This window comes from Bacteroidota bacterium (genome assembly GCA_018698135.1).
In the GTDB taxonomy this organism is placed as follows: Bacteria; Bacteroidota; Bacteroidia; order CAILMK01; family JAAYUY01; genus JABINZ01.
In genome coordinates, this window is record JABINZ010000186.1 from 1 (window position 1) to 14,631 (window position 14,631).

Sequence of the window (14,631 nt, forward strand, 5' to 3'; positions counted from 1 at the left end):
ATTTAAGGTCTTTTTCTATTTGCTGCAAATTTCTGCAAAAATAACATCAATACGTCCACTTACATAAATTTGAGTGGAAATAGCTGTTTCGATTATATTGGAATTGGACAAAACAATCAATGTAATTTGCATGACATCAGAAAACATAGTTTGATTCTAGGAGACAAAGTATTCAAGTAAACCCTTATTATCCTCTTTAAGGCACTTGGTTTGATAAAAAACTAGACCAAAATAGAATATAAATAATCTGAAAATTGCATAATTTATTTAGAAAATAGTTTTGTAAATTGCAGGAAGAAGCTGATACAACATACTGTTTTTAATGGCCTGTAAGACAATAAAATGGAGTGCTTTTAAAAAATTGTATTTAATTAATTGTATTTATTCTAAATTGTTATATTTGCCGAAAATCTAAAACGCATTTTATATGTATTGGACACTGGAATTAGCGTCATATTTGATAGATGCTCCATGGCCGGCAACAAAAGATGAGCTAATTGATTATGCGATTCGCACCGGAGCTCCTCTTGAGTTGGTGGAAAATTTACAGGAGCTTGAGGATGATGGTGATCCATACGAAAGTATCGATGAAATCTGGCCGGATTATCCCACTCATGATGAATTCTTCTTTAATGAAGATGAATATTAACTATTAATTTTTTACTATAGGCTCGCTTTTATGGTTGCATACACCATGAAGTAATATTGTAATGACATGAAGAAACTTGTTTTACTGCGGCATGGAGAAAGTAGTTGGAATAAGGAAAATCGTTTCACAGGCTGGAAAGATGTTGACTTATCTGAAAAAGGACTGTCGGAGGCACACAAAGCAGGTCAAGTATTAAAAGAAAACCATTTTTATTTTGATAAGGCCTACACCTCCGTTTTAAAACGAGCTATCCGTACTTTATGGATTGCATTGGACGAAATGGATCAAATGTGGATTCCTGTTGAACGATCCTGGAAACTGAATGAACGTCATTATGGTGCCCTGCAAGGCTTGAATAAACTCGAGACCGTTGAAAAACATGGAGAAGAGCAAGTGCACAAATGGAGAAGGGGATTTGCCATTCAACCTCCTGCCATGGAAAAAACTGATGAGCGTTATGTTGGACATGATATTCGGTATAAAGAATTGACAGAGGCTGAACTTCCACTTACCGAAAGTTTAAAAGACACCATTGACAGGCTAACACCCTACTGGGAAGAAGTTATTACCAAAGATATCAAAGAAGGCAAAGCACTACTCATTGCCGCTCATGGAAATAGCCTGAGAGCCATTGTTAAGATTCTTGACAAAATGAGTGATAACGATATTATGAACCTTAATATTCCAACAGGAATTCCTTTGGTTTATGAACTGGATGACGAGCTAAATCCAATCAAACATTACTATCTGGGAGATGCGGATGAAATTGAAAAAGCAATTTCCTCAGTAAAAAGTCAAACTAAAAAGTAGTTTTGTCGCTTCAATTATTATTAATAACAACAAGTTTACTGGTTGTTGTTCGATCCCCTATCTGAATTTGGTAAAAATAAGTACCATTCCGTAGTTCTGAACAATTATGGTTTTTGTAATAATCTCCTGCTTCTAAAATTTCATTCAATACAACATCAATCATTTTCCCAGATATATCCAAAATACGAATCTGCACTTTTTCCTTTGCCTCTAAACTAAATGCAATAGTTGCCTGATGACTGGCAGGATTCGGATAAATAAGAGGATAGTCTTGTAAACCTGCAAGTACTGGATCATTAAGAAGCAGAATACTATATCTCAAATTAATCCACTTTGTATTTTCAGCATCAACATAAACACTCATTACTTGATCTTCTGACAAGGGAGAGTTGAGGCTGTTGAAATATTTCCATTGGCCTAAATTGTCATATTTGATCAAACCTTTATTGGTAGCAATCCACAAGTCACCATTTCTATCTGAAATCATATCATTGATCCAATCGAATTCTAATCCTGAATATCTGGGATCATACTGACTCCATGAATTGCCATCATATGTTGAAAGTATGCCATCGGTATTTGCAATCAGAATCAACTTACTCTGCTTGTCGTATTTGACCAGCTGAATATTATTACTGGGAAAATCAGAATTATCAGTTGTGAGTAGCAACCAATTGTTACCATCAAAAAAACCTAAGCCATCAGGGCTTGCAGCCCATACGAAACCTTCAACATCAGTTGCAAGAGATCTTACATAGGGTTCAAATAAATGATTATTTTTGCTATAAAATGTCCAGTAAAAGTCATTATACCTTGCCAAACAAAAGCCATTTCCAAACGAATTAAAACTAAACCATTTGTTATTGAATTTATCAACAGCAATGTCTATTACCAAATGATAATCTTTGCCCATATCACGAACATTATGACGAATCCAATTAGTACCATCAAACTCATAAGGCCCCACTAATAGGCTTCCTCCTAACCGATAGGTCGCGCACCAAATGCGACCAGACAAATCTGTTGTTATGTGATTAATCCCATAAATATTATAAACCTCTTCACTTAAATTTGTCAAGCCATTATTTACCCAACCATAAATAGATCCTTCTGTAGCTATTGTTATTTCACCATTGATTTCAGTTATTTGATTTATCGGTGAATCAAATTTGCCATATTGAGATGTTTCATGATTTTTCCAACTTTCGTTTGCAAATGAAAGTAATCCTTTTGAAGTCCCCAGCCACATAACATCATCTTCATCAAAATCAATTGTATTTACTTCACATATGATTGGTAAATTCACTCCAATTAGCGTATCATTTTTAAAGCTATATAATCCTTTGGTTGTTCCTATCCAGAAAACACCATCCTGATCGCAATACATCGAATTGATATAGGCCTCATAATTGATCTGGTATTTTTTCAACACAGAACCTTGCAGTAAAACAAAACCACTCTCGTAATCTAATTTATACGATGCCCAAACTTTATTGTCATTATCAATTAATAATTTGAAATTAAGAAAACCCGGCAAATTGGAATTTGAACTGGTATAATAGGTCATGCTGTCTTTAGTATCGATGCTGACAATACCTCCAAGTCCGGCAAGCCAAACCATTCCATTTTGATCAGATTTAATATCTGACACACCATACAGGGGTAATTCCTTTTTGTTGTGATCAAATGACTTCCAATTTTTATTATCGTATTTGATCAGGATATTAGTTCCACCTAGCCATAAATTTCCTTGCTTATCAATATGAGAAACATATAATTCATCAGCAGGAATCTCGGAGCTTTGCGATTGATATATTTCCCATACACCATTGTCAATCCGAACACTTCCGCTAGAAGTACAAATCCAGACTATTCCCATGCTACTTTCATCAATTGACGTAATTGTATTCGATGGTAATTTTGAATTTACTTTATTATAATAGGTAGTTTGATTAGTCTGTTTGTTTATAACGATCAATCCACCATTTTTTGTACCAATCCAAATATTATGCTGAATTGCTTTGATGGTTGATACTTGCTGCCCACTCAGTATGCCTTGCCAACTCTCCTGTGCATGCAAAGAAGTATGAACTAATAAAAGTATGGAAATAAGGAAAAGAGTTTTTTTCATTTTGTTTTTTTATCAAATATACATGAATTTTGCATTTTTATTTTGAACAAAATTTATGTTTTTTACAGGAGAAATTTAAATGCTTTTTAACAAACACCACATACGATTTTGAGGCTGGGTGAGATTTGACAACTTTTAAAAAGTTGGCAAATCTGAGGTAAACCAAACTACTACTTTTTGATATTTTCTTTCTATAATAATCAATTGCTTGATTAGGTGTAAATAAATTTCTTAAAATCAAAATGTATTTCTGTGTAAATCCTATCTTCGAATGAAAGTTATCTCATGAATATCGCAAATCAATATTTCGAAGGAATCTGGCTGGACAATAACAAAAAAGTCTGGGTTATTGATCAGCGTCTGCTCCCTTTTGAATTTAAAACCATTGAACTCAAAAACCTTGAAGAAGCAGTCTTCGCAATCTCAGATATGATTGTCCGTGGTGCTCCTTTAATAGGTGTTACTGCAGCTTTTGGGATGTATTTAGCTGCAAAAGAAAAACAGGGTATCAATGAAGCTGCCAAGCAATTAAAAGCCAGTCGCCCAACAGCAATCGATTTAGCTAAGTCAGTAAATAGAATCCTCCAAAAAGTTAAATTTGAAAAAAATTCATCTACAGAGTTCATTCTTAATGAAGCAAAAGAAATTAAACTTGAAACACTTGATCAGTGCAAGAAAATAGGTGAACATGGCCTGAAACTGATTGAAGATATTTACAATTCAAATGAACAAAAACCTGTCAATATTTTAACCCATTGCAATGCTGGCTGGCTGGCTACTGTTGATTATGGTACAGCAACTGCTCCTATTTATCTTGCACATGACAAAGGCATTCCGGTGCATGTTTGGGTGGATGAAACCAGACCCAGAAATCAGGGAGCATCATTAACTGCATATGAATTAGGTCAGCATGGTGTTCCTCACACATTAATTGCCGACAATAGTGGAGGTCATTTGATGCAACATAAAATGGTCGACATCGTAATTGTAGGCACAGACCGAACAACACGACAGGGTGATGTTGCTAATAAAATCGGGACCTACCTGAAAGCTTTAGCGGCTAAGGACAACCATGTTCCATTTTATGTGGCAGCTCCCTCTTCTTCTATCGATTTCAACATGAGTGATGGGCTAAAAGAGATTCCGATCGAAGAACGCGATGAGAATGAAGTGAAATATATGAAAGGGCTTTCTAAGGGAGAAATTCATGAAATATTGATTTGCCCTGAAAATACAAAAGCAGCCAATTTTGCATTTGATGTTACGCCTGCCAGATTGCTAAGTGGCCTTATAACCGAAAGGGGAATCTGTGAAGCAAACGAGAAATGTATCTTATCTTTATTTCCTGAATTTGCATGATTTTCTCTTTAATTGATATCTTTTATAGTGAATAAATAGTGAAATTTGCATAAAATCACTAATCAGTTTCGCTATATTAAAACTCCTGAATATTACAGAAGTAGTTTGTGTTCTGAAAATATCGTTTTTAAGGAGGCTGTATCAAAAGTCTGAAAACCTATACCTTGGCGTCATTCCCATGAAAATGGGAATCTCATAACCAACAACTTAGAGATTCCTGCACTCGCGAGAATGACAACCTGATGGACTTTTAAGACAGCATCAACAACAAAAACTTAAATAAATGAATCTAAAAAAATACATACGCAATGTTCCCGATTTTCCGAAAGAAGGAATTTTATTCCATGATGTAACTACATTGTTCAAAAATGCTGAGGCATTTGACTATGTCCTGAAAACCATGGCATCTTGGTATGCGGATAAGAAAATCGATTATGTTTTAGGCATTGAAGCACGCGGTTTTATTGTTGGAGGGGCTTTAGCCAACCTATTAGGCTGTGGCTTCGTCCCAGTTAGGAAACCTGGAAAATTACCAGCTGATGTGATTGTGGAAGAATATGACTTAGAATATGGAAGCGATAAAGTTGAACTTCATAAAGATGCTTTTCTTGAAGGAGATCGGGTATTAATTGTGGATGATTTGGTGGCAACAGGCGGAACATTATTGGCTGGTGTAAAACTTGCTCAAAAATTGAATGCTGAAATTGTTGGTGTAGCCACCATTATCGACATGCCTGATTTAGGAGGTCGAAAAAAACTGGAAGCCTTTAACTACAAATATTTGGTTGAGTATAGCGGACATTAAACAATGCAAACAGATCAGCTAACATACCTAATTTCATTACAACTAACACCTCATGTTGGTTCAAAACTGGCTAAAAACCTGATTGCTTATTGTGGTAATCCTGAAGCCGTTTTCTATGAAAAAAGAAGGTCGCTGGAAAAAATACCCGGAATTGGTAAAATTATAGCTGAATCAATTCTGAATTTTAAAGATTTTGAAAGAGCAGAGAAAGAAATTGCGTTTATTCAGAAAAACAACATCAATGTTTTAGTTTATTACGAGGATGAATATCCCGACAGATTAAGGCACATTGATGATGCTCCTCTAGTTTTATTCAGTAAAGGAAACTGTAATCTGAATCAAAATAGAATGATTGGTGTTGTTGGTACACGCAAAGCAACCGATTATGGCAAAAAAGTATGCGAACAACTTGTTACCGAACTGAAAGAATATCAAGCATGTGTGGTTAGTGGTTTAGCATTTGGAATTGATCAATTAGCTCATAAAACTGCTTTACAAAATGGAATGGAAACAGTGGCAATTTTAGGGCATGGATTGGATACCATTTATCCATCCCAACATCGATCCTTAGCTAGTGATATTACAAATCAGGGGAGCATATTGTCTGAATATATCTCAGGTACTAAGCCCGATAAAGCCAATTTCCCAGAACGTAACCGAATTGTTGCAGGAATGATTGATGGCTTAGTAGTTATTGAATCAGGAATAAGAGGTGGAGCATTAATTACTGCAGATATTGCGTTCTCCTATAATCGTGAGGTTTTTGCAACACCTGGCAGAACTGACGCTGAATTTTCGGCTGGTTGTAATCACTTTATCAAATTGAATAAAGCCAGCTTGATTCACAATGCAAACGACATTGCCTATTCCCTTGGTTGGGACATTAAACCAAATACCCAAAAGTCAACAAAAATAAATTGGTCGGAATTAGACAAAAATGAGAAATTACTCGTTGAATACTTAAACAAAAATGGAAAATGCCATATCGATAAAATTGTTGCAATCACAGAATGGAAAGATTCTGAACTTTCACTAAAACTATTGGATCTTGAATTTAAAAATATAATCAAAGCTTTTCCTGGAAACTATTATAAATGTGTTTAACAAAACAGAATGTATAAAAAAACAATTATCATCCTAGTCATCTTAAGCTGGATCAGCTGCCAAACAAGCGCTCAAGTTCAGCAACCTAAAAATATTATTTTAGTTGTCATTGATGGATTTGGAATGGATCACCTAACCGCTTCTGCTGTTGCAAATGGTGGCAAATCAAACCTTTTCAATCTTTCCCATACGGGCTTTTTGCAAATACACGATACAACAAGTATTCAAATCAATCCTGTTTCTTCAATCTCGAAAATTGCCTGTGGAACAGAAACGTATCCTGGCGGACTTGGAAAAGATAAAAATAAAAATGATGTGACAAATATTCTGGAATCTGCAAAAAAAGAAAATAAAGCAGTTGGTATTGTCAGCACATCATCCATCACTTATCCTTCTTCAGCAGCATTTTTCGCCCATCAATCGAATTATCAAAAAAGAGAAAGAATTGCCTCCAGCATTCTTGAAGCTGATTTGGATGTTTTTATAGGAGGCGGACTGAAGTATTTCAACAAGCGTTCAGATGGAGAGGATTTGACCAAAGATCTCAGAAAAAAAGGCTACAAACTTTATGAGCAAGTTGGAAAACTTGAAAAAGGTAGAGCTAAAAAGGTAGCTGGACTTGTTTTTACGGATCATCCCGATAAAGCCGGACTACGTGGAGAATATCTACAAATCGCTTGGCACAAAGCATTTCGAACTTTAGTGAAAGATGATAATGGTTATTTTATGTTGGTAAATCTAACACATATTGATTGGGCTTGTCAGGCTAACGATCCTGACTATTTATTAGCTGAATTAAAGGATATGGAATTATTCATTGAGCAGTTGCTAAAATATGTAGGCTCTGACCGTGAAAGCTTGTTAATAATAACATCCAGTTATAACCGCGGACTTATTGAAATAGAGAATAAAAACAATGAAATTTCATTAAAAATAAAGGACAATGGAATTACGCCAGCCTTAGTCCCTGTTTTTGCCAATGGTCCGGGAGCAGAGAACTTTTCTGGTGTTTATAAAAATACCGACCTTTACATGAAACTTAGAACATTATTATTTTAATTCAATCTGATGCTATCATTTCCCGAAACACTGGAAGCAAAACATATTATTGTTATCGTTTTAGCTTTGATCTTTATCCTTAAAAGAGCTTTTGCACAAAAAGCATTTGTTATTAAATACAATACGCTGATTAGCACAGTCATTATTGTGGCATTGGCCTTGTTTATCGCTGTCGAATTCTGGGCCGAACAACAATGGATTGGTTTTATTGCGATAGGATTTGCCGGCATAGCCATTCTTAAAGCCATATTGGATCATTTTAAGAAGTAGACAGAGCAAACTTGATCTTTTGATTGAAAAAGGTTAAATTTAACTTCCGACTTCAAACACTTAAAAGAATACAGCATGCTTGATTTTGAAAAAGCGATTCTTGACCAGGAAGATAAAATTCAAAAACTGAAAGAATCGAAAATAGATAAAGAGCAAAAAAGCAACGAGATCAAGCAACTGAAATCTGAATTACACCAGCTCAAAAAAAATATCTATTCCAACCTTTCGGGTTGGCAAAAGGTACAATTGTCCCGCCCCCCTGACCGTCCCTACACCATGGACTATATCGACCATATTTGCACTGATTTTATTGAACTTCATGGCGATAGAAATGGTGGAGATGATGCAGCCATTGTAGGTGGTTTTGCAAATTTTAATGACCAAACAGTCATGATTATCGGACACCAAAAGGGACGTTCGATGAAAGAAAAACAAAAACGTAATTTCGGTATGTCGAATCCCGAAGGCTACCGAAAAGCATTGCGATTGATGAAAATGGCAGAAAAATTCAACAAGCCAATCATTACCTTGATCGACACCCCGGGAGCATCACCAGGACTGGAAGCAGAAGCACATGGTCAGGCAGAAGCCATTGCAACTAATTTACAGGAAATGATGATGCTTAAAGTTCCTGTCATTTCCATCATTATCGGAGAAGGAGCTGCAGGAGGTGCATTGGCTATGGCTATTTGCGATCGCATGTTAATGTTGGAAAACACTTGGTTTTCAGTTATTTCACCAGAGGTTTGTTCATCTATTTTATGGAATAATTGGGATCATAAGGAAAAAGCTGCCGATCAAATGAAGTTAACTGCACAAGACTTATGCAATTTTAAACTCATTGATGGAAAGGTCAAAGAACCTTTAGGAGGTGCACATAAAGATCCTGAAAAAGTTTATTTAAATCTCAAGAAAGAAGTTATTAAACATTTGGATGAACTAAAAGCAATCAGTCCTCAAAAACGAATTGATAATCGAATTGCTAAGTATACGAATATTGGTATTTACGAAGAAATTAAAAGCTAAAATTCGATTGCAAAAAGTGATTGGCATTGGGTCCTTCGCTAAATAGTAAATCCAGCACACTCAAACCTTTTTGAAATCCAAACCGATCGCTAAACACTTGTATATACTCTTGCTCAATGTATCGACTATCTATTAAATTATATTTTTCCTTGGGGTGAATATTGTTTCTGAAATCAATAAAATCATTGCTTTTTTCACTTTCAGAAAGTAATAATAGTTGAGTTTCCAAATTCAATGCCTTCACTAATTCATGCAATAACATCAAATTCAAATCCAATAGAAAAGTATGCTTCTTGAAATAATAAGGTTCAAAAATGGATCGATAATGTTCAAAGAAAGGGGAATTATTATAAGCAGAAAAAAATGATGTCCAGTGTATATGCTGCCAATTTGTACTATTGTCAATTTGCACTTCTTTAAATGCCTGCTTCGACTTTCCTTTTTTCACCGGAACAATTAAACAAAGTGGGGCATTTGCTCCACTTATATATGTCCGATTCCGATAACTCTGCTTTTGAAATAAACTTTCGTCATCTAAAATAAAATATGTAGCATGATACAAATAACTTACATAGCGAATTGTTGGCAAATAATGTGGTTCAATAATCAGTTTCTCATTCACAATATGATCAATTTTAACAACAAAGTTAGAATTCAAATCATAAAATGCTCATTTAAATAACTACTTTGCTCAGCCAAATGGTTAGATTCTTATTTTCCTTTGTGAATCATGAACAATATAACTAATTTTAACCTTTAAAAAGCTGGCTATGAACAACAAATCTGTACACCTTCGATCACTTATACTCTTGGTATTAATCTTCACTCTTGCTACAATTCAATCGCATGCAATTGTGGTATTCATCAATCATGGTGTATTTAAAAACACCGATAAAAGTAGTTTTGCAGAGCTTTACCTCAAGGTTCCTATTTCAAGTATCGATCTCAAAATTAATGAACAGAATAAATACACTGCCTCTGTTAATGTAAAGCTTGAGTATTCCTACGATGACAGTATTTATGCTTCAGGAGAATTCAATATTGTTAGTCCTGAATTTGCAGATACAGCTGATTTAAACTTTGCCTTAACAGATCTATTACGAGTTGTATTGCCCTATGGAACCTATAATTTTCAAGTTTGGATTACGGACAATCACAATGAGAAAAACAACACGTATTATGCTTCAATTGTAAGTACACGATTTAAAAATAGCTTCATAAGTTTTTCAGACATATTGTTTTCAGATACAGTTTATTCATCTCATACAAAAAACTCGTTTACCCGTAATACTTACAATGTCATTCCAAACGTCTTTAATTCCTATTCGTCACGACAGGAAAAACTGTATTTCTATTTAGAATTTTACAATGCCGATAAATTTATCAAGGAAGAAAATTTGTTTGTCAAGTACTATTTACGAATGGATTCCATGAATTTAGTCGATTTTCAACACACCAAACGACTGAAAGTTTATTCGACCAATTATTTACTTGGTTCTCTTTTGATTCGTGATTTACCAATTGGAAACTACGAACTGGTTGCCGAAGTATTCAATAGCAAAAATGTAAAACTAGCCTCAAAATCAGCCTATTTTTCGAAACAGGAAAAAAGCAATGTGATTGTGGAAGACCCCGAAGTGGATAGCAAAAAACTTCTGGCACAAATTATCAAAGGATATAGCCGCGAACAATTAATTGAATATTTAGATTATTTATACGTCATTTCAAATCATGATGAAATTCAAGAAGCTGCTTTAATCAAAAGGAAAAATGATAAAGATGAGTTATCTGAATTTTTATATGCTTTTTGGATTAACCGAAATAAAGAAAACCCGGCAAAAGCGTGGTATCTATATCTGGTTAAAATTGAGGAATGCAATAAAATATTTGGAACGCAATTACGGAAGGGTTATTTAACGGATCGTGGTCGCGTATATATGGAATACGGCCCTCCAAATAGTGTTGTTGAATCTGAAAATGCCATACTTTCCTATCCCTATCAAATTTGGCATTACTACCGACTAAATGATTTCCAGCAAAATAAAAAATTCATTTTCTTTAACCGAACCGGAACTATGGATGAATACGAACTTATTCATTCTGATGCCAGCGGAGAAGTGAAGAATAATGATTGGAAAAATACCATTAGTCGTTACAATAATATAAATCCAACTGATGACGATGTCTTTGGCGATTTTTTGGATGATGATTTCGGGCAGTAATATTTCTCAATACCTCACACACGAGAATTCCTCTTTTTTAACGATTTTTACAGTCGAATTACGACTATGAAATACATCTTTTTAGTCCTTTTATACATCATCGCAATTTTGCCTTTCCCATTAATATATGGGATAGCTTTCATCATTAATTTCATTTTGAATGTTGTTGTAAAATACCGGTCGGAGATTATAACAGCAAATTTGAAACAATCATTTCCTGAAAAATCAACAAAGGAAATAAATCAAATTAAAAGGAATTTCTACCGGAATTATACAGAAGTATTTATGGAGTCGATTAAACTATTGACTCTATCGGAATCGAGATTAAGAAAAATGATCAGATTCAGAGAAGATGTAGCCTATGAGAAGTTTTATCAAGAAGATAAAGGTGCCATTATTATCACCGGTCATCGAGGAAATTTTGAACTGGGCGGCCAATATTTGAGCATGGTTTTACGCCATCCATTTTATGGTGCTTATAAGCCTTTCAAATCAAAAACATTCGAGTTTTTATGGCATAAAATACGTCATAACTTTAATATGAAATACATTCCTGCCAAGCAAGTTTCCCGTTTCTTATTTCAGCATAGAAATGAAGGTCTGTATTTAACATTTTTAAATGATCAGTCGCCTACAAAAGGAGATCAGCATTTTTGGATAAATTTTTTAAACAAGGATGCTATGTTTTTTACCGGACCTGAAAAGCTGGCCATGAAACTAAACCTTCCCGTCTATTTTATTGATATGATCCGCTTGTCAAGAGGAAAATACGAATTTCAAGTTGAAGAAGTTTCTGCAAACCTGAAAAATGAGGAGAAGCATGAAATTTCCGCTAAATATGTTCAATTATTGGAAAAGGCCATCCGAAAATATCCTGACGGCTGGCTATGGTCTCATAAAAGGTGGAAACATGAAAGAAAGACTGGGAAAGACGAAAAGACTTTGAAAGAGAAAAGATAGACCATGAATAAGTCTTTTGTCTTTGTTCTTTTTGTCTTTAATCTTATACTATTTTTGCTCCATAATTCAGAACAGAGAGAAAATGAATCAACAAAAATCACCTTTAGTAAGTGTTTTGGTTTTAAACTACAACGGCAAACGATTTCTTGACGACTGTTTTTGTAGCTTACTAAAATCCACTTATTCCAATTTCGAAATCATCATGATTGATAATAAATCGACAGATGATAGTGTGGCTTATACAGAAGAAAAATATCCAGAGGTAGAAATTTTTCAAAATGGGGTAAATGGTGGTTTTAGCTTAGCCTATAACAATGCTTTTAAATTCGCAAAAGGCAAATACTTTGTTGTTTTAAACAATGATGTTTCAGTAGATAAAGCCTGGATTGAACCCTTGGTGGAAGAAGCTGAAAAAGATGAAAATATTGGTGCATTACAGCCAAAATTGGTATCGATGCTGGAACCTGAAAAATTTGAATACGCAGGTGCATCTGGTGGCTTCATGGACAAATATGGCTACCCTTTTACCCGTGGACGAATGTTCGACACTATTGAAGAGGATAAAGGACAGTATAACGATATTCAACGCTGTTTTTGGACAACTGGTGCTGCCATGTTTGTGCGCGCTGAAGCACTTAAAAAAAGTGGCGATATGGATGTTGACTTTGTGCATCACATGGAAGAAATTGATCTCTGTTATCGCATAAATCTGGTAGGCTATAAACTCGGTGTGGTTCCACAATCGCTGGTGTATCATTATGGTGGTGGCATCATTTCCTACGATAGTTATAAAAAGATCTATTGGAATCATCGAAATTCTGTTTTCATGCTGCTGAAAAATCTTGAAGGGAAAAATTTATTTCGAATAATCCCATCCCGAATTTTGTTAGACATGCTTACTGCTGCACAATCTATTGTCAGCTTTAATTTCAAACGATTTGGAGCACTTTTCCATGCCTGGTTTTGGTTATTATTCCACCCAGCAATGATTAGTAGAAAAAGAAAAGAAGTGAAGAAAACCAGAACAGTGTCTGATAAAGAAATATTCAAACTCTTATATCCCAAAAGTGTAGCCTTGCAATATTTTCTGAAAAAGAAAAAGGTGTTTTCTGATTTAGGACATCAATTGAAATAGCCTTTATGAATCAGCGAATGAAGTCATTAATGAATTCGAAAAGTGCCCGATGGGGAATACTGATTCTGGTTGGATTTGTCCTTTCTGTTAATTATTACTTTTACGATGCCTTTTCTACACTGAAAGATTTGTTAAGAGCAGAGTTCGATATAAGCAACACACAATATGGACTCTTTGTCTCCTTTTATTCAATTCCAAATACCTTCCTCTTTATGGCAGTTATTGGTGGAGTTATATTGGATCGATTAGGCATTCGAAGAACAGGATTCATTTTCGTTTTCTTCATGACTTTTGGAGCAGTGCTTACAGCCTATGGTTCATCAAAAGGATATCAAAATGGGGGGCTTGGATACAATATGATGAGCTCCTTTTTACCCAAATATTCCCCTGAGCTTAAAATGATGTTACTCGGTCGTTTTTTCTATGGTTTAGGAGCAGAAACAAGCATAGTCGTTATCAGCAAAATACTTGTGAAATGGTTCAAGGGAAAAGATCTGGCCTTGGCATTTGGACTAAAAGTTGGATTTGGTCGACTAGGAACTTTTGCAGCCCTGCAACTTTCACCAAGACTAGCACAAAATGGAATAAAATTAGATTGGGCTATTTGGTTTGCTGCCATTTTAGTTTGTATTGGTTTGCTGGTGTTTGTTATTTATATGCTTATTGATATTAAGGTAGATAAACAGCTAGAACAAAAAGAATTACTTACGAAAGAAGACAAATTTAAAATGAAGGATATTCTGGATATTATTAAAAATCCAGCTTATATCATGATTGCACTAATTTGCCTGACCTTTTATTCAGCTGTTTTTCCCTTTATGGCATTTGCACCGGATTTCTTTTATCACAAATTTGGTGTTAGCTATGTTCAAAGTGGGCAAATAACATCTCTTTTGCCTTTAGGCACTCTATTTTTCACACCCTTATTTGGATTTCTGATTGATCGATTTGGGAAAGCAGCATCTGCCATGATATTTGGTTCATTTGCTTTATCAAGAATAATTCCTGCCAAAATTGGAAAACCCCACAAACCAAGATTTTGTATAGAATACATTAAGCCGTAGGCTGTTCCTATTTGCTTTTCCTTGACTAACCTAACCA

At 34.9% G+C, this 14,631-nt stretch carries 14 protein-coding genes; 12 read left to right on the forward strand and 2 right to left on the reverse strand.

Going from position 1 to position 14,631, the window contains the following annotated elements:
• Positions 1-427: 427 nt before the first annotated feature.
• Positions 428-649 carry a DUF2795 domain-containing protein gene (locus HOG71_11970; protein MBT5991558.1) on the forward strand — a complete coding sequence of 74 codons (222 nt, stop codon included), beginning with the start codon at positions 428-430 and terminating at the stop codon, positions 647-649.
• A 66-nt stretch (positions 650-715) separates the two neighbouring features.
• Positions 716-1,459, forward strand: coding sequence for a 2,3-diphosphoglycerate-dependent phosphoglycerate mutase (gpmA, locus tag HOG71_11975; GenBank protein ID MBT5991559.1), 744 nt, complete (start codon positions 716-718; stop codon positions 1,457-1,459).
• Positions 1,460-1,469: 10 nt separating this feature from the next.
• Here gpmA and HOG71_11980 read toward each other — a convergent pair whose 3' ends face one another.
• A complete protein-coding gene (locus tag HOG71_11980; protein MBT5991560.1) occupies positions 1,470-3,590 on the reverse strand; it encodes a T9SS type A sorting domain-containing protein in 2,121 nt (706 codons plus the stop codon).
• A gap of 285 nt (positions 3,591-3,875) precedes the next feature.
• On the opposite strand from HOG71_11980, the gene mtnA reads away from it, so the two are divergent.
• The 6 genes from mtnA to HOG71_12010 all read left to right on the forward strand — a co-directional run bounded on the left by mtnA (position 3,876) and on the right by HOG71_12010 (position 9,213).
• Positions 3,876-4,949, forward strand: coding sequence for an S-methyl-5-thioribose-1-phosphate isomerase (gene mtnA, locus HOG71_11985; GenBank protein MBT5991561.1), 1,074 nt, complete (start codon positions 3,876-3,878; stop codon positions 4,947-4,949).
• 283 nt (positions 4,950-5,232) lie between these two features.
• Positions 5,233-5,754 (forward strand): adenine phosphoribosyltransferase, encoded by a 522-nt coding sequence (locus HOG71_11990; GenBank protein MBT5991562.1) that lies wholly within the window; start codon positions 5,233-5,235, stop codon positions 5,752-5,754.
• 3 nt (positions 5,755-5,757) lie between these two features.
• Positions 5,758-6,858, forward strand: a complete 1,101-nt coding sequence (gene dprA / locus HOG71_11995; protein MBT5991563.1) for a DNA-protecting protein DprA — start codon at positions 5,758-5,760, stop codon at positions 6,856-6,858.
• Between the two features lie 9 nt (positions 6,859-6,867).
• Positions 6,868-7,917 (forward strand): alkaline phosphatase, encoded by a 1,050-nt coding sequence (locus tag HOG71_12000; GenBank protein MBT5991564.1) that lies wholly within the window; start codon positions 6,868-6,870, stop codon positions 7,915-7,917.
• Between the two features lie 9 nt (positions 7,918-7,926).
• Positions 7,927-8,187 (forward strand): hypothetical protein, encoded by a 261-nt coding sequence (locus HOG71_12005; protein MBT5991565.1) that lies wholly within the window; start codon positions 7,927-7,929, stop codon positions 8,185-8,187.
• A 75-nt stretch (positions 8,188-8,262) separates the two neighbouring features.
• Entirely contained in the window at positions 8,263-9,213 is a 951-nt protein-coding gene (locus tag HOG71_12010) for an acetyl-CoA carboxylase carboxyltransferase subunit alpha (GenBank protein ID MBT5991566.1), read from the forward strand.
• Here the strand turns inward: HOG71_12010 and HOG71_12015 are convergent.
• Positions 9,203-9,871, reverse strand: coding sequence for a hypothetical protein (locus HOG71_12015; GenBank protein ID MBT5991567.1), 669 nt, complete (start codon positions 9,869-9,871; stop codon positions 9,203-9,205). The genes HOG71_12010 and HOG71_12015 overlap by 11 nt on opposite strands.
• A gap of 112 nt (positions 9,872-9,983) precedes the next feature.
• Here HOG71_12015 and HOG71_12020 point away from each other — a divergent pair, with 112 nt between their 5' ends.
• The 4 genes from HOG71_12020 to HOG71_12035 all read left to right on the forward strand — a co-directional run bounded on the left by HOG71_12020 (position 9,984) and on the right by HOG71_12035 (position 14,594).
• The gene (locus tag HOG71_12020) at positions 9,984-11,435 is read left to right on the forward strand and encodes a GWxTD domain-containing protein (protein ID MBT5991568.1); all 1,452 of its coding nucleotides are present in this window, start codon (positions 9,984-9,986) and stop codon (positions 11,433-11,435) included.
• A gap of 66 nt (positions 11,436-11,501) precedes the next feature.
• Positions 11,502-12,395: a hypothetical protein gene (locus HOG71_12025; protein MBT5991569.1), complete on the forward strand. Its 894-nt coding sequence runs from the start codon at positions 11,502-11,504 to the stop codon at positions 12,393-12,395.
• A gap of 82 nt (positions 12,396-12,477) precedes the next feature.
• Positions 12,478-13,530 (forward strand): glycosyltransferase family 2 protein, encoded by a 1,053-nt coding sequence (locus HOG71_12030; GenBank protein MBT5991570.1) that lies wholly within the window; start codon positions 12,478-12,480, stop codon positions 13,528-13,530.
• Between the two features lie 5 nt (positions 13,531-13,535).
• Entirely contained in the window at positions 13,536-14,594 is a 1,059-nt protein-coding gene (locus HOG71_12035; protein ID MBT5991571.1) for an MFS transporter, read from the forward strand.
• Positions 14,595-14,631: the final 37 nt, after the last annotated feature.